Origin of the sequence: Burkholderia sp. BCC1640, from assembly GCF_902833125.1 — a bacterium.
Taxonomy (GTDB): Bacteria; Pseudomonadota; Gammaproteobacteria; order Burkholderiales; family Burkholderiaceae; genus Burkholderia; species Burkholderia diffusa.
In genome coordinates this window covers 12828-34490 of the sequence record NZ_CADFEF010000013.1, presented here as the reverse complement: position 1 = coordinate 34490, position 21663 = coordinate 12828, and the positions used below count along the sequence as shown (strand labels likewise).

15 protein-coding genes are annotated in these 21663 nt (G+C 66.4%); 4 read left to right on the top strand and 11 right to left on the bottom strand.

The window, feature by feature from the left end; translation table 11 throughout:
* Nucleotides 1-27: 27 nt before the first annotated feature.
* Both HWX25_RS15950 and HWX25_RS15945 read left to right on the top strand, forming a co-directional pair.
* Nucleotides 28-945, top strand: a complete 918-nt coding sequence (locus HWX25_RS15950) for a class II glutamine amidotransferase (protein ID WP_175909083.1) — start codon at nucleotides 28-30, stop codon at nucleotides 943-945.
* A 595-nt stretch (nucleotides 946-1540) separates the two neighbouring features.
* Nucleotides 1541-6778 carry an autotransporter outer membrane beta-barrel domain-containing protein gene (locus HWX25_RS15945; RefSeq protein WP_175909081.1) on the top strand — a complete coding sequence of 1746 codons (5238 nt, stop codon included), beginning with the start codon at nucleotides 1541-1543 and terminating at the stop codon, nucleotides 6776-6778.
* Between the two features lie 126 nt (nucleotides 6779-6904).
* Here the strand turns inward: HWX25_RS15945 and HWX25_RS15940 are convergent, their stop codons facing one another.
* The 6 genes from HWX25_RS15940 to HWX25_RS15915 all read right to left on the bottom strand — a co-directional run bounded on the left by HWX25_RS15940 (nucleotide 6905) and on the right by HWX25_RS15915 (nucleotide 12790).
* Nucleotides 6905-7630 (bottom strand): amino acid ABC transporter ATP-binding protein, encoded by a 726-nt coding sequence (locus HWX25_RS15940; protein ID WP_059465398.1) that lies wholly within the window; start codon nucleotides 7628-7630, stop codon nucleotides 6905-6907.
* Nucleotides 7627-8304, bottom strand: a complete 678-nt coding sequence (gltK, locus tag HWX25_RS15935) for a glutamate/aspartate ABC transporter permease GltK (RefSeq protein ID WP_059535318.1) — start codon at nucleotides 8302-8304, stop codon at nucleotides 7627-7629. Before gltK ends, HWX25_RS15940 begins: the two co-directional genes overlap by 4 nt.
* Nucleotides 8304-9044 carry an amino acid ABC transporter permease gene (locus HWX25_RS15930; RefSeq protein WP_059535316.1) on the bottom strand — a complete coding sequence of 247 codons (741 nt, stop codon included), beginning with the start codon at nucleotides 9042-9044 and terminating at the stop codon, nucleotides 8304-8306. Before HWX25_RS15930 ends, gltK begins: the two co-directional genes overlap by 1 nt.
* A gap of 84 nt (nucleotides 9045-9128) precedes the next feature.
* Nucleotides 9129-10022 carry a glutamate/aspartate ABC transporter substrate-binding protein gene (locus HWX25_RS15925; RefSeq protein ID WP_059820512.1) on the bottom strand — a complete coding sequence of 298 codons (894 nt, stop codon included), beginning with the start codon at nucleotides 10020-10022 and terminating at the stop codon, nucleotides 9129-9131.
* 250 nt (nucleotides 10023-10272) lie between these two features.
* On the bottom strand, nucleotides 10273-11559 hold the full coding sequence (locus HWX25_RS15920) for a Glu/Leu/Phe/Val dehydrogenase (protein ID WP_059465395.1): 1287 nt from the start codon (nucleotides 11557-11559) through the stop codon (nucleotides 10273-10275).
* Nucleotides 11560-11836: 277 nt separating this feature from the next.
* Nucleotides 11837-12790: a LysR substrate-binding domain-containing protein gene (locus HWX25_RS15915; RefSeq protein WP_063548085.1), complete on the bottom strand. Its 954-nt coding sequence runs from the start codon at nucleotides 12788-12790 to the stop codon at nucleotides 11837-11839.
* A 266-nt stretch (nucleotides 12791-13056) separates the two neighbouring features.
* Here HWX25_RS15915 and purB point away from each other — a divergent pair, with 266 nt between their 5' ends.
* Complete coding sequence (purB, locus tag HWX25_RS15910) at nucleotides 13057-14445, top strand: adenylosuccinate lyase (RefSeq protein WP_059535312.1); 1389 nt, start codon at nucleotides 13057-13059, stop codon at nucleotides 14443-14445.
* 100 nt (nucleotides 14446-14545) lie between these two features.
* On the opposite strand, the gene HWX25_RS15905 is transcribed toward purB, so the two are convergent.
* Nucleotides 14546-15967: an FAD-dependent oxidoreductase gene (locus HWX25_RS15905; protein ID WP_175909078.1), complete on the bottom strand. Its 1422-nt coding sequence runs from the start codon at nucleotides 15965-15967 to the stop codon at nucleotides 14546-14548.
* 265 nt (nucleotides 15968-16232) lie between these two features.
* On the opposite strand from HWX25_RS15905, the gene HWX25_RS15900 reads away from it, so the two are divergent.
* A complete protein-coding gene (locus tag HWX25_RS15900; RefSeq protein ID WP_175909076.1) occupies nucleotides 16233-16880 on the top strand; it encodes a TetR/AcrR family transcriptional regulator C-terminal domain-containing protein in 648 nt (215 codons plus the stop codon).
* Nucleotides 16881-16962: 82 nt separating this feature from the next.
* Here the strand turns inward: HWX25_RS15900 and HWX25_RS15895 are convergent, their stop codons facing one another.
* From HWX25_RS15895 to edd, 4 genes are all read right to left on the bottom strand, one after another.
* Complete coding sequence (locus HWX25_RS15895; protein ID WP_059535306.1) at nucleotides 16963-17466, bottom strand: gluconokinase; 504 nt, start codon at nucleotides 17464-17466, stop codon at nucleotides 16963-16965.
* Between the two features lie 13 nt (nucleotides 17467-17479).
* Nucleotides 17480-18841 carry a GntP family permease gene (locus HWX25_RS15890; RefSeq protein ID WP_059535304.1) on the bottom strand — a complete coding sequence of 454 codons (1362 nt, stop codon included), beginning with the start codon at nucleotides 18839-18841 and terminating at the stop codon, nucleotides 17480-17482.
* A gap of 221 nt (nucleotides 18842-19062) precedes the next feature.
* Entirely contained in the window at nucleotides 19063-19689 is a 627-nt protein-coding gene (eda, locus tag HWX25_RS15885; protein WP_059465387.1) for a bifunctional 4-hydroxy-2-oxoglutarate aldolase/2-dehydro-3-deoxy-phosphogluconate aldolase, read from the bottom strand.
* A 19-nt stretch (nucleotides 19690-19708) separates the two neighbouring features.
* A complete protein-coding gene (edd, locus tag HWX25_RS15880) occupies nucleotides 19709-21565 on the bottom strand; it encodes a phosphogluconate dehydratase (protein WP_175909074.1) in 1857 nt (618 codons plus the stop codon).
* Nucleotides 21566-21663: the final 98 nt, after the last annotated feature.

The window sequence follows — 21663 nt, the reverse complement described above, 5'->3', positions numbered from 1 at the left end:
CCCGCTTCCGCCCCCGCCCCAAGTAAAATGTGCCAACTCCTAGGAATGAACTGCGCCGCGCCGACGGACGTCACATTCTCCTTCACAGGTTTCGCGGCCCGGGGCGGCCTCACCGATCACCATGCCGACGGCTGGGGGATTGCGTTCTTCGAAGATAAAGCCTGTCGGCTCTTCATCGACCATCAGGCGTCGGCCACGTCGCCGATCGCCGAAATGGTGAAGCGCTACCCGATCAAGTCCAAGAACACGATCGCGCACATCCGCAAGGCCACGCAGGGCCACATCCTGCTCGAGAACAGCCACCCGTTCATGCGCGAGCTGTGGGGGCGGCACTGGATCTTCGCGCATAACGGCGATCTGCAGGACTACGAACCCGACCTCGACGGCAGCGTCTACCATCCGGTCGGCACGACCGACAGCGAGAAGGCGTTCTGCGTGCTGATGCAGGGGCTGCGCGAAGCGTTCCCCGGCGCGCAGCCGCCGTTGCCGGAGCTGTTCGAGCGCGTCGGCGAGCTGACGCGCGGCATCACCGATCACGGCGTGTTCAACTTCCTGATGTCGAACGGCCAGGCGCTCTTCGCGCACTGCTCGACGCGGCTGCACTACCTCGTGCGGCGCTGGCCGTTCTCGACCGCGCATCTGGTCGACGAAGACCTGTCGATCGACTTCGCGAAATACACGACGCCCGAGGATCGCGTCGCAGTGATCGCCACGCAGCCGTTGACCGACAACGAAATCTGGACCTCGTTCGAACCCGGCGAGCTGATCATGTTCCAGTGCGGCGACGTCGCCGCGCGGATGCAGATCCCGGTGCCCGAACGCGTGCTCGAGAAGCTGCGCAACCCGGCGCTCGACGCATCGGCGTCCGCGCCGTGCGGCGGTGTGCGGCGCGAGGCGCTGGCGGCCGGCGCCGCGGACGACGCCGACGACCCGATCGACTTCTGAGCGCGCCGCGCCGTCGGGCGCCCGCTTTCCCGCCTTCCGCGTGTATACGAACGTCACGACCCAGCGATCACCGGCAGTGAAAGTCTGCGCCCGATGACGTTACACGTTTCATTCAGATCGTCATTAAATGCATGCGATCATCGACATGCAACATTCGCTTTTATTTTATTAATTTTCGAGTAAAAATAATTCATCGGCGAAAAACAAGAAAAGAGCGATCGAAAGCGGATAATCCGGAAACCATAGAATAAAGCACAAACCAAACACCGACCGTGCGCTATCCCACCGACCGGACGATTCCGGCCGGTCTATAGAAAAACCTGCCAAACCCTTCCCCACCAAGGCTTTCAGTTCGATTAACCACACAATTCAGAAATACCACCCCATACCGTTAGCATCCTCACATATCTTAATTTTTCGAAAATCGGCAACCTCCTCGATTAGTAGACTCGCTCCATCTTCGGTGTAACGCATCCTGATTGGCACTCGACGCAGCCCCGGCTGCCGCACGCCCATTCGAAATACACGTCACCGTGGAATGCGCATTCGCCGCATACGGCGAATACCAGTTCAAATAAAGAGAGAGGGGCTTGTCGTGAATCACTCATTTCGATCGATATGGAGCGAAACCGCCGGCTGCTGGGTCGCGGTTGCGGAAACGGCCCGGGCGCGCGGCAAGCGTTCGGGCAGCCAATCGGCCGCAAGCCGCCGTGCGGGCCGCACGGCCATCCGCCGCTCGCCGTTGCGCGTCGCCGCGCTCGGTGCCGCGCTGGCCGCGCTGTCGGCCGGCTCCGCGTACGCATCGACCTGCGGTAACGGTTCGGCGGTCGCAAGCGGCGGCAGTTGCGCGCTCGGCAGCGTGAGCCCGACCGTCAACGACAACCGGGCCGGCGCCACGACCGTGTCGGGCGGCGACACGGTCGGCGTGACGGGTGCATGGACGGGCGCCGCCGGCGACCCCGGCTATACGCTCACGCCGATCGGCAATACGTCCATCGTGTCGGGCAACCCGAACCAGCCGCTGCTGTCGCTCGGCGGCAAGACGCAGAGCGTCAGCACGCCCGACACGATCACGGGCACCCATACGTCGATCGCCACGTACAGCTCGTCCGCGTTCGCCGCGTCGACGGCCGGCTCGACCAACGTGCCCGTCTACCATGACGTAAACGGCAACCAGTACGTGAACCTGCGGATCGGCACCGTCGACAACACCGGCGGCACGCTGAACGTGTCGATCGGCAACGCCGCGAACGCGCCCGACTCGGCCGGCAACGCGATCTCGATCGCGCCGAAGCAGACCGACCTGACCTTCGCGGACGGCACCGGCTCGGCAAAAAGCGTCGTCAACTGGAACTCGCGCAACCAGGTCTGGCTCGGCACCGGCGACTATCTCGCGAGCGGCGGTGCCGTCGGCAATCTCCAGCTCGACGTCCCGGCCTACGCGGGGACCTTCACCGCATTCGACGGCAGCACATGGACCGTCACCGACGCCACGTCGCTCGCCGCGTACAACAACTTCCTGGTGCGCTCGGTCCAGAGCGGCGCGCTCGGCTCGCAGGCCGCCTACGACACGGCGTTCGGCCAGGCCGTCACGTTCTCGAAGGAAACCTTCCAGTATGCGAACAACGTGTCCGCCGGCGACAAGAACACGCTGCCGATCGATCACCTGTCGGCAATGCACGGCACCGGCGCGAACGCGACGCTGCAGATCGGCAAGGACGGCCAGATCGACTTCCGCGGCACCAACACGATCGCGTCGAGTTCGGCCGTCCTCGCGGAAAACGGCGCGCACTTCGTCAACGACGGGCGCCTGTCGGGCGACTTCACGCTGGTGCGCCTGCTGAGCGGCGCAAGCGGCGTCAACAACGGCACGATCTCGTCCGGCTATGCGTCCGGCGACAATTTCGACACGAGCGGCAGCGCGCCGCCCGACAACTTCGGCTTCCACGCGTACACCGAGGGCAACGGCGTGTACGCGAGCGGCACGGGCACCTCGTTCGTCAACAACGGCGTGATGAACGTCGGCGCGTGGACGCTCGACGGCAACCGCCCCGACCTGCAGAACTACGCGGTGGCCGTGACGAGCGGTGCGAACGCGTCGAACGCCGGCACGATCAACGTCGGCGTCAACGCGACGACGCTCGACAGCCAGGTGATCGGCGGCCTCGCGGCCGGCGGCACCTTCACGAACGCGGCCGGCGGCACAATCTATCTCGGCCGCGCGGCCCAGTACGGACCCGGGGCAGCGGCGAACGACGTCGCGCTGTCCGCGCATTCCTACGGGATCCTGCTCGGCGCATCGGGCACCGCCAGCAACTTCGGCTCGATCGTGATCGGCTCGCAGACGCAAAACGGCGCCGGGATGGCGAGCATCGACTCGACGTCCGGCACGCTGCGCAACGCGGGCACGATCGCCGTGAATGGCGCGGCACCCGGCACGCCGTTCGCCAACGTCGGCATGCTCGCGGCCAATACGGCCGCGACCGTGACCAACACGGGCACGATCACGCTGAATGGCGTGAACGGCATTGGCATCATGGTGGTCGGCACCGGTGCGACCGCGACGGCCGCGACGTCGACCGGCACGATCAACGTGGCCGGCGGGCTCGATCCGGCGTCGGACACGCGCAACTACGGCGTGTGGGCCGAAGGGCCGCGCGCGAAGGCCACGGTCGACGGCGCGCTCAACCTGACCGGCAACGGTGCGATCGGCGTCCATGCGCGCTCGGGCGCGACGATCAACGTCGACGCCAACGCCGTGCCGGCCTTCATGTCGGGCACGAACCAGACCGGCTTCTACGCATACGGCGCCGGCTCGAAGATCAATGTCGCCGCGCAGCATCTGAGCGTCGATACCGACGATTCGACGCTGTTCCGCATCGCGGGCGGCGCGGCCTACACGGGCGCGTCGGCGGCCGGCACGCTGACGACCGACGTGAACGGCCAGCGCGCGCGCGGCGTGCTCGCGACGGGCGCCGGCACGACGCTGTCCACCGGCCACGCCACCTACAACGTCAACGGCGCGAACGGCATCGCGGTCGCGGTCGAAGGCGGTGCGAAGGGCACGATCGACTCGGTCGCGACCATCGACCTGAATGCGGCCGGCGCGATCGCGGGCACCGTCGACGGCCAGGCACACGCGCTCAGCGGCGCGAATGCCGGTACGCCGGTGGCGACGACGCTGACCAACAACGCGGCGGTCGCGTCGTCGACGGCCGGCGTGACCGGCTTCGTCGCGCAAAACCTCGGCACGCTCGAGAACCGCAATACGGTGCTGCTGACCGGCGCCGGCTCGACGGGGGTCGTGGCCGGCACGCTCGGCACGGTGAACAACGCATCGGCGATCCGCGTATCGAACGGCACCGGCGCGCTCGTGCAGGGCGCGTCGGCCACGCTCGCCAACGCGGGCACGATCGAGGCGGACGACGGCATCGCCGGCGTGCACCTGACGGGGTCCGGCGCGTCGGTCGCGCTGTCGGGCGCGGGCACCGTCGTCGCGAACGGTAGCGCCGACGGCGTGCTGATCGACTCGACCGTGTCGGGCGGCGGGATCGCGGCCGGCGCGACGTCGATCGCGGTGGGCGGCGCCGGCAAGGGCATCGACAACCTCGGCGCGAACACGACGATCGTGCTGTCGGGTACGCAGATCGGCACGACCGGCAACGGCGCCGACGGACTGTCATCGACGGGCGCCGGCGCGCGCATCGCGACCGATGCGGCGACCGTCGTGCGCACCGCCGGCGACGACGCGCGCGGCCTCTTCGTGACGGGCGCGGATTCGACGCTCGCGGCCGACGGTACGACCGTCGCGACGACGGGTGCCGGCGCGCACGCGATCGTCGCGGGCAGCGGCGCGACCGCCCTGCTGTCGGGCGCGAAGGTGTCCACGGCGGGTACGGCGGCCGACGGCCTCGTCGCACGGAACGGCGGCCGCATCGGCGACACGGGTTCGTCGATCGCGAGCGCGGCCGGCAACGGCGCGACGGTCGACGGCGGCGGCGTGCTCGCGCTGACTGGCACGACGCTGAAGGGCGCGACGGCCGGCGTGCTGAGCACCGACACGCTCGCGACCGGCGCGACCAGCGCCGTGCTCGTCGACGGCGGCAGCGTCGCGTCCATCGCCGGGCCGGCGTTCGCCGCGCGCGGCGGCACGGTCGCCATCGCGGTGCGCAACGGCACCGTCGTGACAGCCGGCAACGGCACGCTGCTGGACCTCGCGAACGGCAGCACCGCGACCTTCAACGCATCGGCCGTGAATCTCGCCGGCGACATCGTGTCGGACGCGTCGAGCACCGGCAACGTGTTCCTGACGAACGGCACGACCCTCACCGGCAAGATCGACCCGGTCGCGCTGACCGTCGACGGCACGAGCACGTGGCACATGACCGGCAGCTCCGTGCTGAGCAGCCTGAACAACGCGGGCCTGGTCGCGTTCGCCGCGCCGTCCGGCGCGCCGACGGCGGCAGGCAGCTACCGGACGCTGACGACGGGCAGTTATGTCGGCAACGGCGGCACGATCGCGCTGAACACCTATCTCGGCGCCGATGCGTCGCCGACCGACCGGCTGATCGTGAACGGCGGCGCCGCGACGGGCACGACGGGGCTGAAGGTCGCGAACACGGCCGGCACCGGCGCGCAGACGACGGGCGACGGTATTCCGGTGGTCGTCACGACCAACGGCGGCACGACCTCCGCATCGGCGTTCCATCTCGCGGGCCCGGTGCAGGCGGGCGCATACGAATACCGGCTCTACCGCGGCGGCCAGAGCGATGCGAACGGCTGGTATCTGCGCTCGCAACTCGACCCGACGGACCCGGGCGATCCGGTCGGCCCGAACGTCATCAACGGCGGCGGCGGCAATCTCGCGTACCGTCCGGGCGTTGCAGGCTATGCGATGACGCCGCTGCTGAACGCGGATTACGGCTTCTCGACGCTCGGCAAGCTGCACGAGCGCGTCGGCGACATCTACAACCTCGAGAAGCAGGCGCCGGGCAACCGCGACGGCGTCTGGGGCCGCGTGGGCGGACAGAGCCTCGATGCGAACGCGGGCCGCTTCGCGGCCGACGAGCGCACGTTCTTCGCGCAGTTCGGCAAGGACTGGACGCTCGACCAGGCGCCGGCCGGCGGCAGCACGCATGCGGGCGTGACGGCGAGCATCGGCGTCGCGAACGCGAGCTTCAGCGACATGGCACGCGCCGGCACGGCAGGCCTGTCGACATCGACGGGCTCGGTCGAGATGCACGCGCAGAGCGTCGGCGGCTACTGGACGCGCTACCTGTCCGACGGCACCTACTTCGACAGCGTCGGCCAGGTCACGCACTACGGCAACCGCTATCGCGACAGCTACGGCAACGAGGCATCGCAGAACGGCTTCGGCATCGCACTGTCGCAGGAGGTCGGCAAGCCGTTCGGGATCGGCGGCACGCCGATCGCGGTCGAACCGCAGGCGCAGCTGATGTACCAGTACCTGAAGCTGAACGGGTTCAACGACAACGTGTCGGCCGTGTCGGGCACGACGACCAGTGCGTTGCGCGGACGCGTCGGCGTGCGCATCTTCCGGCCGAACCTCGATGCGAACGCGGGCGGCGGCGCCGCGACGCCGTACTTCACGGCCGACGTGCTGCACGACTTCCTGTCGCCGGGCCAGACCGTCGTCGGCGGCACGCCGTTCGCGACGCACCTGGGCCGCACATGGTACGAGCTCGGCCTTGGCGTGACCGCGGGCTTCGGCAAGTCGGGCGAGTTGTACGCGAACGTGAAATATGCGCGCAACATCGGCGGCGATTACCGGCGCGGCGTCACCGGGCAGGTCGGTTACCGCTACAGCTGGTGACGCCCGGTGCCGGAATCGGTCCGTCGCCGGCGGCGGCCGACGGGCAACCGACGAAAAAAAACCGCCCGGCATTCGGCCGGGCGGTTTGCGCATGCCGCGCGCACGAAGCGCGCGACGCACGAGCGCTCAGTGCAGGATCTTCGCGAGGAAGTCCTTCGCGCGATCCGACTTCGGATTCGAGAAGAAATCGTCCTTGCGGTCGTCCTCGACGATCGCGCCCTTGTCCATGAAGATCACGCGATGGGCGACCTTCTTCGCGAAGCCCATTTCGTGCGTCACGACCATCATCGTCATCCCTTCCTGCGCGAGCTCGACCATCACGTCGAGCACCTCGTTGATCATTTCCGGATCGAGCGCGGAGGTCGGTTCGTCGAACAGCATCGCGATCGGGTCCATCGACAGCGCGCGCGCGATCGCGACCCGCTGCTGCTGGCCGCCCGACAGCTGGCCCGGAAACTTGTGCGCATGCGCCTTCAGGCCGACGCGATCGAGCAGTTTCATGCCCTTCTCGGTCGCTTCGTCCTTGCCGCGGCCGAGCACCTTGATCTGCGCGAGCGTCAGGTTTTCGGTGATCGACAGATGCGGAAACAGCTCGAAATGCTGGAACACCATCCCGACCTTCGAGCGCAGCTTCGACAGGTTCGTCTTCTTGTCGCCGACCGACTGGCCGTTCACGAGGATCTCGCCCTGCTGGAACGGCTCGAGGCCGTTCACGGTCTTGATCAGCGTCGACTTGCCCGAGCCCGACGGGCCGCACACCACGACCACTTCGCCTTTCTTCACCTCGGTCGTGCAATCGGCGAGGACCTGAAACTGGCCGTACCACTTCGAAACGTTCTTGATGGAAATCATCTTGTGACCTTTTTCTGGAGACCTTTGACGAGGGCAGACGCCACCGAGCAAATCACGAAATAGCATGCACCCGCGAACAGGACCATCTCGACGGTCGTGCCGTCGCGATCGCCGATGTTGGCGGCCGTGCGGAAGAAGTCCGCGAGGCTGATCACGTACACGAGCGACGTGTCCTGGAACAGAACGATCGCCTGCGTGAGCAGCAGCGGCACCATCGCGCGGAACGCCTGCGGCAGGATCACGAGGCGCATGGCCTGCGCGTAGTTCATGCCGAGCGCGAACGCGGCGTTCACCTGCCCGCGCGGCACCGCCTGGATACCGGCGCGGATGATCTCGGAATAATACGCGGCTTCGAACAGCGAGAACGCGACCATCGCCGACGCAAGCCGGATGTCGATCGTCGGCGACAGCCCGAGCACACCCTGCAGCACCTGCGGCACGATCAGGAAGAACCACAGCAGCACCATCACGAGCGGGATGGAGCGGAACACCGTCACGTATGCCTTCGCGAACCACTCGAGCGGCTTCACGCCGGACAGCCGCAGCAGCGCCAGCAGCGTGCCCCAGACGATGCCGATGACGATCGCGATCAGCGTGATCTTGAACGTGACGATCGCCCCCGTCCACAGCGTCGGGATCGCGCCGGGAATACTACTCCAGTCGAACTGATGCATCACTTGCCTCCGATGTAGCCGGGCAGCCGCGTGCGGCCTTCGATCCAGCGCATGAACGCCATCACGACGAGGTTGATGAGCACGTACGCGAGCGTCACCGCGATGAACGACTCGTAGGTCTGCGCGGTGTAGTCGACAAGCTGTCGGGCCTGCGCGGACAGGTCGAGCAGGCCGATCGTCGACGCGACCGCCGAGTTCTTGAAGATGTTCAGGAACTCGGACGTGAGCGGCGGCACGATGATCCGGTATGCAACCGGCAGCAGCACGTAGCGGTACGTCTGCCATTGCGTGAAGCCCATCGCGAGGCCGGCCGCGCGCTGGCCCTTCGGCAGCGCGTTGATCCCCGAGCGTACCTGTTCGCACACGCGCGCGCCCGTGAACAAGCCGAGACAGATGATCGACGCGGTGAAGAACTGCGTGCCGGGCGGCAACTGCTTGATCCAGGTGCCGATCGACGCGGGCAGCAGTTCGGGCACGACGAGGTACCAGACGAAGAACTGCACGATCAGCGGGATGTTCCGGAAGATCGACACGTAGACGGTGCCGATCGCGGACAGCCATTTGTTCGGCACCGTGCGCAGCACGCCGAACAGCGAACCGACGATCAGCGCGACGACCCAGGCGACGAGCGACACCTCGATCGTCACCCAGAATCCGGACATCAGCCATCCGAAGTAAGTCGTCGGCTCGCCGGTCGAGACGGGGCTCAGGAAGATGCCCCAGTTCCAGTGGTAAGACATGGGCAAGACTCCAGCAAAAAGAAACGGAAGAAGCGAGGCCTCTTCCGTTTCAGTAGCGTCATTTCTGCGTCAACGGCTGCGTGGTCAGTCGAGCGCCTTGTCGTTCGGGTTCGCGTACAGCTTCTTCATCGAATCGGACAGCGGGAAGTTCAGGTTCAGCCCCTTCGGCGGGATCGGGTTCTCGAACCACTTCGCGTAGATCTTCGCGGCTTCGCCCGATTTCTCGACTTGCGAGATCGCGTCGTCGACGACCTTCTTGAAGTCAGCATCGCCCTTGCGCATCATGCAGCCGTACGCCTCTTCCGACTGCGGCGTGCCGACGATCACCCACTCGCCCGGCTGCTTCGCCTTCGCGCGTTCGCCCGCGAGCAGCGCGTCGTCCATCATGAACGCGACCGCGCGGCCCGACTCGAGCGTGTTGAACGAGTCGCCGTGGTCCTTCGCGCTGATGATGTTCATGCCCAGCTGCTTGTCGTTGTTCATCTTGCGCAGCAGGCGCTCGGACGTCGTGCCGGCGGTGGTCACGACCGTCTTGCCCTTCAGGTCCGCGAAGTCCTTCACGCCCGAATCCTTCTTCGTCATCAGGCGCGTGCCGATCACGAAGATCGTGTCGGAGAATGCGGCCTGCTGCTGACGCTCCGTGTTGTTGGTCGTCGAGCCGCACTCAATGTCCACCGTGCCGTTCTGCACGAGCGGGATGCGGTTCTGCGACGTCACCGGGATATTCTTGACCTGCAGGTTCGGCAGGTTCAGCTTCTTCTTCACCGCGTCCACGACCTTCATCTGGAATTCGCGCGAATAACCGACGACCTGCTGGTTCTGGTCATAGTAGGAGAACGGAATCGACGATTCGCGGTGGCCCAGCGCGATCACGCCCGTGTCCTTGATCTTCTTCAGCGTGCCGGTCTCCTGTGCATGCGCGCCGCTCGCGAACGCGCACAGCGCCGCGACCATCAGGACTGCCTTCTGGTATTTCATTTTGGTCATCTCCTTGGCTAAAACCCGCGCCAGTGTATCAAAGTAATATTTTTGAAAGTACTGGTTGTTTACCGTACTACGAATCGTCCTGTACGAAGCCGTCCTCCCGGCTTCGCGCGCCTCCTGCAGCGCCTGAATGCACACGCGGGCGGTGCCGGATTCGGCACCGCCCGCGAGGGTTCATGCACACAATCGGGTGGATTGCGTCATGCTTTTGTCATAGTCATCCGATCGACTCGGAAATGACCGATCAGGGATACAGGCCGCGCATTTCGCGCGCCATCAGGATGCGCTTGCACGCAACGATGAACGCCGCCGTACGCACCGACACCTTGTGCTCTTCCGCGACCGCCCACACGCCGGCGAACGCTTCGCGCATCACGCGCTCGAGACGGTGGTTGATCTCGTCTTCCGTCCAGAAGAAGCTCGAGAAGTCCTGCACCCACTCGAAGTACGACACGGTCACGCCGCCCGCGTTCGCGATCACGTCGGGGATCACGAGCACGCCGTTCGCGCTCAGGATGTCGTCGGCCGCCGTCGTCGTCGGGCCGTTCGCGCCTTCGACGATGATCTTCGTGCGGATCTTCGATGCGTTCTTCTCGGTGATCTGGTTTTCCAGTGCCGCCGGGATCAGGATGTCGGTCTCGACCGTCCAGAACTCGTCGTTCGGCATCGGTTCCGCGCCTTCGAAGCCCGCGACGCCGCCCGTGCGTGCGACGTGGTCGAGCAGCTTGTTCGAATCGAGGCCGGCCGGCTGGTAGATCGTGCCCGTGTGATCCTGCACCGCGATCACCTTCGAACCCGCTTCCTGGAACAGCTTCGCCGCGATGCCGCCGACGTTGCCGAAGCCCTGCACCGCGATGCGCGCGCCTTCGATCTCGAGGCCCTTCTTCTTCGCCGCCTCGCAACCGACGACGAACACGCCGCGGCCCGTCGCTTCCTTGCGGCCGAGCGAACCGCCGAGCGAGATCGGCTTGCCGGTCACGACGCCGGTCGACGTCTGGCCCTGGTTCATCGAGAACGTGTCCATCATCCACGCCATCACCTGTTCGTTGGTGTTGACGTCCGGTGCCGGAATGTCGGTGTTCGGGCCGATGATGATGCCGATTTCGCTGGTGTAGCGACGCGTCACGCGTTCGAGCTCACCACGCGACAGCTTGCGCGGGTCGACGCGGATGCCGCCCTTCGCACCGCCGTACGGCACGTTCACGGCCGCGTTCTTCACCGACATCCATGCCGACAGCGCCATCACTTCCGACAGCGTCACGTCCTGGTGGTAGCGCACACCGCCCTTGCCCGGACCGCGCGACACGTTGTGCTGCACGCGATAGCCCTCGAAGTGCGCGACGGTACCGTTGTCGAGCTCGATGGGCACGTCGACGATCAGGATGCGCTTCGGACGCTTCAGCGTTTCCAGCCAGCGCGACAGCGAACCGAGGTACGGTGCGACGCGATCGACCTGCTGAAGGTAGTTGCCCCACGGGCCGAGATCGTCGGCATGAAGGTAGGACGGGATGGACTGCAGTTGCGAAGACATGGACGCTCCAACGTTCAACGGATTGCGCACATTGTCGAAAAACCCGTTTTTTTTATCCAATGCCGTTTGCTTATTCGATTATGCGTTTCTTGCATGATCGCGATTTTTCGCAAATCCGCGGTCGATTTGCGCAAGAACGCCCGCGATCGGTCGTGCATCGCGTCGGCGAAAAATCGGCGGGGAAATACGCGGAACGCCCGCCGGACAAGCGTCCGACGGGTGCGACAAGCGCGTCGGCGGCGGCGCGCGCTCGGCTGGCGCGGTTAACCGCCCACGGTTAACCGGCGGTTTCGCGCAGCTCGTCGCGCACGACTTCCCACAGCGCGCGCACGAGCTTCTGATGCGGGTCGTCGCCCTGCAGCGCGAGCTTGTCGCAGTACAGGCGGATCTCCATCGTCAGCGTGAACGGGTGCGTGCCGCCGCGCGCGGACCGGTCGAGCCGGATCAAGCGGCCGCTGGCCACCGCATCCTCGACGGCGCTGTGCGGCAGGAACGCGACGCCGTGGCCCGCGAGCGCCATCGCCTTCAGTCCTTCGGCCATGTCGGTTTCGTACACGCGATCGAGGAACAGCGACGTCGGTGCGTTCGCAATGATGACTTCGGTCATCCGGCCGAGATACGCGTTCGGCGTATAAGACAAGTACGGCACGCGCGCCTCGGCCGTGCCCGGCAGCGTGTAGCGCGGCCGGCCCGCGCGGCCCGGCGCCGAAAATGCGCTGATCGGCTCGCTGCCGAGGACCAGCATGTCGTAGCGGGCCGGATCGAGCGCGACGGGGTGGCTCGGGTGGTGGTAGCCCATCACGAGATCGCAGCCGCCCTCGACCAGCGACAGCACGGCGTCGTGCACGTTCAGCGCGCGCAGCCGCGTGTGGACCTGCCCCATCTTCGCCTCGATCCGCTGCAGCCAGCGCGGAAAATACGTGAGCGACAGCGTATGCGGCACCGCGAACTCGATGGTCGGCACCGGCGCGCCGACGTGGCCGCGCAGCAGCGTACGCGCCTCGTGCGCCTGCGACAGCATCGTCAGCGCCTGCTCGTAGAAGATCTGGCCGGCCTGCGTGAGCCGCGTCGGATAAACCGAACGATCGATCAGTTCGGTCGCGAGCCACGCCTCGAGCGCCTGGATGCGCCGCGAGAACGCGGGCTGCGACACGTGCCGCAGTTCGGCGGACCGGCTAAAGCTGCGCGTTTCCGCGAGCGAGACGAAGTCTTCGAGCCATTTCAGTTCCATGCAGGCGGGCGCGACGGGCGGCGGTCGGGAGGAAGCCTGCATTCTACCGGCGGGCGGGCCGGCCCGGCGGTGCGGCGGGCAGCCCGGCGAGCCGGCCCGGGCGCCGGCCGGCGGACGGCTTGCGCGCCGCCCGGGCGCCCGCACGCGTGCCGATCGCCCACGGCGGCGGCGGCCGGACCGGTTCGGCCGGAATCGCCCCGCGCCAATGGTAAAATGCCGGATTCTCCTCCCCTCGTTCGCACCGGCCCCAAAGGCCACGCCCGATCATGTCCGACACTCGTCCCGATACGCTTTTCGCCCTCACCGCGCTCTCGCCCATCGACGGCCGCTACGCCAGCAAGACCGAAGCGCTGCGCGACTGGCTCTCCGAAGCCGCCTTCATGCGCCACCGCGTCACCGTCGAGGTGCACTGGCTGATCGCGCTGTCGCGCGCCGGCTTCGCGGAAGTCCCGCGCTTCTCGGACGCCTCCGAACAGTTCCTGCTGCAGCTCGCCGAGCGCTTCACCGCGCACGACGCCGCGCGCATCAAGGAAATCGAGCGCGTGACGAACCACGACGTGAAGGCCGTCGAATACTGGCTGAAGGAATCGGTCAAGGGTCAGGCGGAACTCGAGAAGGCCAGCGAATTCATCCACTTCGCGTGCACGTCCGAAGACATCAACAACACGTCGCACGGGATGATGCTCGCCGGCGCGCGCGAGCACGTGATCGTGCCGGCGCTGCGTACGGTCCACCAGCGCCTCGTTGCGCTGTCGCACGCGCTTGCCGAGCAGCCGATGCTGTCGCGCACGCACGGCCAGCCGGCCAGCCCGACGACGCTCGGCAAGGAACTCGCGAACGTCGCCGCCCGCCTCGCGCGCGCGATCACGCGCATCGAGAAGGTCGAGATCCTCGGCAAGATGAACGGCGCGGTCGGCAACTTCAACGCGCATCTTTCCGCGTATCCGGAATTCGACTGGGAAGCGTTCTCGCGCGATGTGATCGAGAACCGCCTCAAGCTCACCTTCAACCCGTACACGATCCAGATCGAGCCGCACGACTACATGGCCGAGCTGTTCGATGCGGTCGCGCGCGCGAACACGATCCTGCTCGACCTCGACCGCGACGTGTGGGGCTACATCTCGGTCGGCTACTTCAAGCAGAAGACGAAGGCGGGTGAAATCGGTTCGTCGACGATGCCGCACAAGGTCAACCCGATCGACTTCGAGAACTCGGAAGGCAACCTCGGCCTCGCGAACGCGACGCTGCGCCACCTCGCCGACAAGCTGCCGGTGTCGCGCTGGCAGCGCGACCTGACCGACTCGACGGTGCTGCGCAACATGGGCGTCGCACTCGGCTACTCGCTGCTCGCGTACGACTCGCTGATCCGCGGCCTCGACAAGCTCGAAGTGAACCCGCAGCGCCTGAACGAAGACCTCGACAACTGCTGGGAAGTGCTCGCGGAGCCGGTGCAGACGGTGATGCGCCGCTACGGCATCGAGAACCCGTACGAGCAGCTGAAGGAACTGACGCGCGGCAAGGGCATCACGCGCGAAGCGCTGCAGGAATTCGTCGGCACGCTGGCGATCCCGCAGGACGCGAAGGACCGCCTGCTCGCAATGACGCCTGCGTCGTACATCGGCAAGGCCGTCGAACTCGCGAAGCGGATCGCGTAAGCGCCGCCGTCGCCGGACGGAAAAAAGCCCGATGCGAGCAATCGCATCGGGCTTTTTCATTGGCGGCTCGCGCGCGGTCGGAACGCCGGAACGCCGGCGATCAGAACGAAATCATCCGCCCCGGATTGAGCGCGCTCATCACGCTCATCGCCGCCTTCGCGGCAGGAATTGCGATCGGCGACAGTTGCCGGCCGAGCGGAATCTCGCGGTGGTCGATGCCGGTCAGCATCGAGAAATCGTCGTTGCGTCCGACGAAGTCGTCGCAGATCGCCTTGCCGATCCGCACCGTCTGCGCGACGCCATGCCCGCTCCAGCCCTGCACCATGTACATCGGCACACGGCCGTCGGTCTTGCGGCTGTCGGTCGCGCCGTTCAGCGTGAAATCGCTGACGCCGCTCCAGCAGTAGTCGAGCGCGAAGCGGCCGTCGTGCTGCGGAAATACCGTGTTCAGCCGCGTCAGCAGATACGCGTTGACGTCGGGCTGCGCCCAGCACGTACCGGTGCCCTGCCCGCCGAACAGCAGGCGGTTGCCGCGCACAGGCCGGTAATAGTCGATCTGGAACTGCGTGTCGTACACCGGCATGCCGGCCGGCATCAGCGTCGCGACGTCGACGTCGAGCGGCGCCGTCACGCTCACGTACGTGAAGAACGGCACGGTGGTGGCGCCGCCGTCGTCCAGCAGCCGGAACGTCGTGTTGTGCAGCGCGAGCACGACGCCACGGCGCGCCGTAATCGTGCCGCCCGGCGTCGTCGCGACGACGCCCGCCGGCGTCTCGTCGAGCTCCAGCACCTCGGTGCCTTCGTACAGCGCGCCGCCGTTCAGCCGGAAGCCGTGCACGAGGCCGCGCACCAGCGCGAGCGGATGAAGCTGGCCGCCGGTCGTGTCGATCGCCGCGCCGTGATACAGCCCCGAACGCACGTATTCGTCGTGCAGCTGATGGCGGCCGACGAGCGTCACGCCGGCGTCGCCGAGATGGCGGCGGGCGTCCGCGCCGTCGAGCAGCGCGCTCATGTGACCCGGGTGTACCGCCGCCGTGATGTGGCCGCGCTTGCGGTCGAGGTCGAGTGCGTAACGCGCGCCGATCGCGTCGATCAGGTCCATCGATTCGGCCGACGCGAAGCGCCACAGCCGCTTCGCGTCGTCGTGCGACAGATGGTCGATCATGTCGGCCGCTTCCCAGCGCGCGAGGCCCGGCGTGAGCTGGCCGCCGTTGCGGCCCGACGCTGCGGAGCCGACGTGATGCTTGTCGACGAGAATCGTGTCGACGCCCGCTTCCGCGAGGTGCAGCGCGGCCGATGCGCCGAGCAGCCCCGCGCCGATCACCAGCACGTCGCACACCGTGTCGTGCGCGAGCGGCGCGCCGTTTTCATGGCGCGACAACGACGCCTCGTACCAGTTGGCCGGACGCTCACCGTCGTAGCGCGACGGATCGCACCAGTTCCAGTTGTCCTTTTCGATGTTCAGTTGCGTCTGGTCGAAACGCGATTCGCCCTGGATCAGGGGTTTGTGATTGGAAGTCATGATTGCACTTGCATGGTCTTGGGCCGCCTGTCGAAGAGCCGTTCTGGCTTCGCGGGTGGGGCAGCCGGTTCCACTTGGGTGTCAACGAGATAAAGGGCGCGATGGCCCGTGTTGACGGCAGACACGCTCGTGCCTGCCAGGATCCCGGACCGTGCGAAAGCACGCATTGAAAGGTGCCGGGACACCCAATTTCTACACCGCAGAAATAATTCTACAGCGTAGAATACGCTTTCGTCAAGATTACAGTCGTTGTCATCCTGCTTCCATGAAAGACAAACCCGCCCAAGGCCCGCGCGGCCTCGACAAGGATGCGATTGTCGCGGCCGCGCTCGCGCTGCTCGAAGAGGTCGGCGAAGCCGCGTTCAGCGTGCGCAAGCTCGCGCAGTCGGTCGGCTGCGACCCGATGAGCGTGCTCTATCACTTCAAGTCGAAAGAGGGCCTGAGCCGTGCGATCGCGAACGCGCTCTCGCGCTCGCTCGTGCCGGTCGATCCTTCGCTGCCGTGGCGCGAGCGGCTGCGCGATCTCGCACGCCAGTATCGCGCGCTCGCGCTGCGCCACCCCGCCGCGTTCGCGCTGCTGCAGCGTCATATGAGCACAGGGCCAGCCGATCTCGCGCACATCGAGACCGTGCATCGTGCGCTGGCCGATGCCGGCATCCCGCGCGCCGCGCTGCCGTCCGTGTGCGTGGGCTGGTATGCGAGCGTGATCGGACTCGCCGCCGCCGAGGCCGGCGGCCTCACGCGGCCCGCGAACGATGTCGAGCTCGCGGAAATGCATGCGCTGTCCGATACCGCGCACCCGCTCGTCAAATCGGCCGCCCCGCTCTATGCGCAGCTCGATCCGGCCGCCGTGCACGACACGATGCTGGACGTGCTGCTCGACGGCATCGCGCAGCACGCCCGCGCGACCTGAGCGGCGCACGCACCTCGAACGAAAAAAGGCGCCCCGAGGGGCGCCTTTTTCACTGCTGCATGACGATTGCCGCGAACCGCGCTCAGTGCTGCTGCGCGATACCGATCTTCAGCATGACCTGATCGACGATCTGTTCGGGCGTCAGCTCGATGCTGACCACGATCGCTTCATCCGGGCCCGGTTCCTCGAGCGTGTCGAGCTGGCTCTTCAGCAGCGACGGATCGAAGAAATGGCCGGTGCGGGTCTTCAGGCGCTCGTGCAACACCTCGAACGAACCCTTCAGATACACGAACCGCACGTCGGTGTCGGAGCCGCGCAGTACGTCGCGGTACGACCGCTTCAGCGACGAGCAGGTGAACACGGCGGTCTCGCCGGCACGCTGCTTCTCCTCGATGGCCGCGCGGATCGTGCGCAGCCACGGCCAGCGGTCGTCGTCGGTCAGCGGAATGCCGTTGTGCATCTTTTCCTTGTTCGCCGCGCTGTGAAACGCGTCGCCGTCGGTATAGCTGCACGACAGGCGTTCTGCCAGCATTTCGCCGATTCGCGATTTGCCCGCGCCCGACACGCCCATTGCGATCAGAATCATTGACTACCCCTTGTTACAAAACCACGCTCAGCAACAGCGTAAAGCTCAGACCGAGCACCGAGATGATGGTTTCAAGCAGCGACCAGGTCTTGAACGTCTGGCCGACCGTCATCCCGAAATATTCCTTGATCAGCCAGAAGCCGCCGTCGTTCACGTGCGAGAAGATCAGCGAGCCCGAGCCCGTCGCGAGCACGAGCAGCTCCGGACGAACCGCCGCGCCCGACGCTGCGGCGATCGGCGCGACGATGCCGCACGCCGTCGTCATCGCGACCGTCGCCGAACCCGTCGCCAGACGCATCAGCGCCGCGACGAACCAGCCGAGCAGCAGCGGCGACAGGTGCGCGTGCTTCGCGGTCTCGACGATCTGCTGCGAGATCCCGCTGTCGCGCAGGACGCCGCCGAAGCCGCCGCCCGCACCGACGATCAGCGTGATGCCGGCGATCGGCGCCAGGCACTCGCCGCAGAACTTCTGGATCTGGTCGCGGTTGAAGCCCTGCAGCTTGCCGAACGTGAAGAAGCTCACGAGCACGGCGATCAGCAGCGCGACGTCGGAGTTGCCGGCAAAGCGCAGCAGGTTGTTCGGCAGCGACTTCGGTGCGAACACCAGGTCGGCCCAGCTGCCGACGAGCATCAGCACGACGGGCAGCAGGATCGTGAACAGCGTGATGCCGAAACTCGGCAGTTCGCGCTTGCGACCGTCCGTATGCGTATCGACGAACTGCGCCGCGAGCGGGTTGTTTTCCGGCAGCTTCACGAACTTCGAGATCATCAGCGCGAACAGCGGACCGGCGATGATCGCGGTCGGCACGCCGACGATCAGGCCGAACGCGATCGTCTTGCCGATATCGGCGCCGTATTGCTGAACGGCCAGCAGCGCGGCCGGGTGCGGCGGGATCAGCCCGTGCACGACAGACAGGCCGGCCACCATCGGCAGACCGACGACGAGCAGTGACTTGCCGGTGCGCTTCGCGACGTTGAACGCGATCGGGATCAGCAGCACGAAGCCGACTTCGAAGAACACCGGCAAGCCGACGATGATCGCGACGAACATCATCGCCCAATGGATGTTCTTTTCACCGAACCAGTCGATCAGCGTGGTCGCGATCCGTTCGGCGCCGCCCGATTCGGCCATCATCTTGCCGAGCATCGTGCCGAGGCCGACGACGATCGCGATGTGGCCGAGCGTGCCGCCCGTACCCGTTTCGAACGACTTGACGATCTTGTCCATCGGCATGCCGACGACGAGACCCAGGCCCAGCGAAACGATGATCAGCACCAGGAACGGGTAGATCTTGTAGCGCGCGATCATCAGGATCAGCGCGGCAATCGCGATCAGCGTGAATACGAGCAGCATGCTGCCTTGGACAGCCCCCATGTGGCACTCCTCCTTGAATTGTTCGAAACCGGGCGAGCTGTTGCGAGTATGCCCGGCTATGCAGGTCTCCGAAACACGGGGGGTACCCACCCCGTGAGGACGCTGAATTTTACTTATCTTTACGGCCCGCGGATAGAACCGGTTCCATCAGCAAAAACCCTCGGTAAAACAAGCACTAAGCGCTTGCTTGCCGAGGGTCAAACCTTCATTTCGTACAAGTATTAACGGTGAAGCTGGCTTGCGGCTTGCGCAAGACGCGTGACCTCGGCCCAGTCCTGCGCGGCGAGCGCGGCCTTCGGCGTGAGCCACGAACCGCCGACGCACACGACGTTCGGCAGCTTGAGGAAATTCGGCGCGGTGTCGACCGTGATGCCGCCCGTCGGACAAAACTTCAGCGCCGGGAACGGGCCGTGGAACGCCTGCAGCATCGGCACGCCGCCGGCTTGCTGCGCGGGGAAGAACTTGACGATTTCGTAGCCGAATTCGAGCGCCTGAATGATGTCGCTCGGCGTCATCACGCCCGGCAGCAGCGGCAGGCCGGCGTCGAGCGACGCGAGATGCAGATCCTTCGTCAGGCCCGGCGACACGCCGAACTTCGCCCCCGCGCGCTTCGCCTGCTCGCAGTGCTCGGGCTTCGTGATCGTGCCGACGCCGACGACGATGTCGTCCGCGAGCTGGCTCGCGCGCTGGATCGCCTCCAGGCCCGCCGGCGTACGCAGCGTGATCTCGAGCACCTTGACGCCACCCGCGTGCAACGCGCGCGACACGTGTTCACCCTGCTCGACCGAGTCGAATGCGAGCACCGGAATCACCGGGCCCAGCTTCACGATTTCAGCAATCGTCTTCATCAAATTCGCTCCTTGAAATTCATGCAGAGACGCGGACGGCCGCTTCGCCGACCAGCGCCCCGAAAACCGATGCGCCCTGCTCGGCCGGCGCGGCCGCCGCGCGGAACACGCCGAACAGTTCGCGACCGAAACCGACTTCGTTCTCGGCCTGATGCAGCGGCTGCGCGACCGGGCGCGCCTGCCACTCGGCGTCGTCGACCTCGATGTCGAGGATGCCGGCTTCCGCGTCGATCACGAGCGTGTCGCCCGTCTTCACCTTGCCGAGCGGGCCCGCCAGCAGCGCTTCCGGCGACACGTGGATCACGGCCGGCACCTTGCCCGACGCACCGGACATGCGGCCGTCGGTCACGAGCGCGACGTGGAAGCCCTGATCCTGCAGCACGCCGAGCAGCGGCGTCAAACGGTGCAGCTCGGGCATCCCGTTGGCGCGCGCGCCCTGGAAGCGCACGACCGCGACGAAATCGCGCTTCAGCTCGCCGCGATCGAAGGCTTCCTGCACGGCTTCCTGCGAATCGAACACGATCGCGGGCGCGGTCACCTTGCGGTGCTCGGGCGCGACCGCCGAAATCTTGATCACGCCGCGGCCGAGCCGGCCCTGCATCAGGCGCAGGCCGCCGTCCGGCTGGAACGGGTCGCGAATGCCGCGCAGCACCTTCGTGTCGTGGCTCTCGGCCGTGCCGTCGACCCACGTCAGCTTGCCGTCGATCAGCTTCGGCTCCTTCGTGTAGTGCGACAGCCCCTTGCCCGCGACGGTCGTCACGTCCTCGTGCAGCAGCCCGCCTTCGAGCAGGTTGCGCACCAGGAACGCGACGCCGCCGGCCGCGTGGAAATGGTTCACGTCGGCCTTGCCGTTCGGGTAGATCTTCGCGAGCAGCGGCACGACCGCCGACAGCTCGTCGAAATCGTTCCAGTCGATCAGGATGCCGGCCGCGCGCGCGATCGCGACGAGGTGCAGCGTGTGGTTGGTCGAGCCGCCCGTCGCGAGCAGCGCGACGATCCCGTTGACGATCGCCTTCTCGTCGATCACATGGCCGATCGGCGTGTACTGGCCGCGCTCGACCGTCAGGTCGAGCACGCGGCGCGCGGCTTCGGCCGTCAGTGCGGAACGCAGCGGCGTGTGCGGATGAACGAACGCGGAACCCGGCAGGTGCAGGCCCATCAGTTCCATCAGCATCTGGTTGCTGTTCGCGGTGCCGTAGAACGTGCAGGTGCCATGGCCGTGATACGCGGCCGATTCCGCTTCGAGCAGTGCGTCGCGGCCGACCTGGCCGGTCGCGAACTGCTGGCGGATCTTCGCCTTGTCGTCGTTCGACAGGCCGCTCGTCATCGGGCCGGCCGGCACGAAGATGGTCGGCAGGTGGCCGAACTGGAGCGCGCCGATCAGCAGACCCGGCACGATCTTGTCGCAGATGCCGAGGCAGAGCGCCGCGTCGAACATGTTGTGCGTGAGGGCGATCGCCGTGCCCATCGCGATCGCCTCGCGCGAGAACAGCGACAGCTCCATCCCCGGGTTGCCCTGCGTGACGCCGTCGCACATCGCGGGCACGCCGCCCGCGAACTGCGCGACGCCGCCGTTCTCGCGTGCGGCGGCCTTGATGATGTCGGGGAAATCCTTGTACGGCGCGTGCGCGGACAGCATCTCGTTGTACGAGGACACGATGCCGATGTTCGGCTCGCGGATCGCCTTGATCTGGAATTTGTCGCTGCCTTCGAGACCCGCGAAGCCGTGCGCGAGGTTCGCGCACGACAGCGCACCACGCGCCGGGAACTTGCCCTGCGCGCCGTCGATGCGCTGCAGATAGGCGGAACGGGTCGATTGGCTGCGGGCGATCACGCGTTCGGTGACTTTCGCCAGGGTGGGGTGCAGCGACGTCATGCTGGGCGCTCCTGTATGCCGGACGACACCGGCGGTTGGAATCGTGGGGACGGTCGAGTGCGTCGAACGAACGAAGCCAGTCTAGTAGAAAAACTACA

Bases quoted from the DNA above. Each gene is read 5' to 3' on its own strand.
- HWX25_RS15950 (WP_175909083.1), top strand. From the start codon at position 28: ATGTGCCAACTCCTAGGAATGAACTGCGCCGCGCCGACGGACGTCACA.
- HWX25_RS15940 (WP_059465398.1), bottom strand. From the start codon at position 7,630: ATGATTTCCATCAAGAACGTTTCGAAGTGGTACGGCCAGTTTCAGGTC.
- gltK (WP_059535318.1), bottom strand. From the start codon at position 8,304: ATGCATCAGTTCGACTGGAGTAGTATTCCCGGCGCGATCCCGACGCTG.
- HWX25_RS15930 (WP_059535316.1), bottom strand. From the start codon at position 9,044: ATGTCTTACCACTGGAACTGGGGCATCTTCCTGAGCCCCGTCTCGACC.
- HWX25_RS15925 (WP_059820512.1), bottom strand. From the start codon at position 10,022: ATGAAATACCAGAAGGCAGTCCTGATGGTCGCGGCGCTGTGCGCGTTC.
- HWX25_RS15920 (WP_059465395.1), bottom strand. From the start codon at position 11,559: ATGTCTTCGCAACTGCAGTCCATCCCGTCCTACCTTCATGCCGACGAT.
- HWX25_RS15915 (WP_063548085.1), bottom strand. From the start codon at position 12,790: ATGGAACTGAAATGGCTCGAAGACTTCGTCTCGCTCGCGGAAACGCGC.
- purB (WP_059535312.1), top strand. From the start codon at position 13,057: ATGTCCGACACTCGTCCCGATACGCTTTTCGCCCTCACCGCGCTCTCG.
- HWX25_RS15905 (WP_175909078.1), bottom strand. From the start codon at position 15,967: ATGACTTCCAATCACAAACCCCTGATCCAGGGCGAATCGCGTTTCGAC.
- HWX25_RS15900 (WP_175909076.1), top strand. From the start codon at position 16,233: ATGAAAGACAAACCCGCCCAAGGCCCGCGCGGCCTCGACAAGGATGCG.
- HWX25_RS15895 (WP_059535306.1), bottom strand. From the start codon at position 17,466: ATGATTCTGATCGCAATGGGCGTGTCGGGCGCGGGCAAATCGCGAATC.
- HWX25_RS15890 (WP_059535304.1), bottom strand. From the start codon at position 18,841: ATGGGGGCTGTCCAAGGCAGCATGCTGCTCGTATTCACGCTGATCGCG.
- eda (WP_059465387.1), bottom strand. From the start codon at position 19,689: ATGAAGACGATTGCTGAAATCGTGAAGCTGGGCCCGGTGATTCCGGTG.
- edd (WP_175909074.1), bottom strand. From the start codon at position 21,565: ATGACGTCGCTGCACCCCACCCTGGCGAAAGTCACCGAACGCGTGATC.